The following is a 260-nucleotide window of genomic DNA, read 5'->3' on the forward strand; positions in this document are numbered from 1 at the left end:
GCGTGGGGGCCCATGATGCCGGAACTGCCGGCGCGGAATGGGGCGCTGATCGGCCGGCGCCGGCTACGTCAGGCGGCGTCCGCGCCTTTCGCCTCGCGGGCGAGACGGTGACGGGCATCGAATACGCAGCAGAAGCGGCTGCCGAGGCCGACTTCGCTGTCGAACGACAGCTGCGCCTGGTGCAGCTGCAGGAAGTGCTTGACGATGGCCAGCCCGAGCCCGGTGCCGCCAGAGCCGCCCGAGCGGCTCCAAGACACCCG

1 protein-coding gene is annotated in these 260 nt (G+C 71.9%); it reads right to left on the reverse strand.

The annotated features are described in order from the left end of the window. Positions 1-68: 68 nt before the first annotated feature. Positions 69-260, reverse strand: a 192-nt coding sequence (locus tag FLQ44_RS21735) for an ATP-binding protein (protein WP_240801377.1), incomplete at its 5' end; no start/stop codon positions are given.

Origin of the sequence: Vogesella mureinivorans, from assembly GCF_007644035.1 — a bacterium.
Taxonomy (GTDB): domain Bacteria; phylum Pseudomonadota; class Gammaproteobacteria; order Burkholderiales; family Chromobacteriaceae; genus Vogesella; species Vogesella mureinivorans.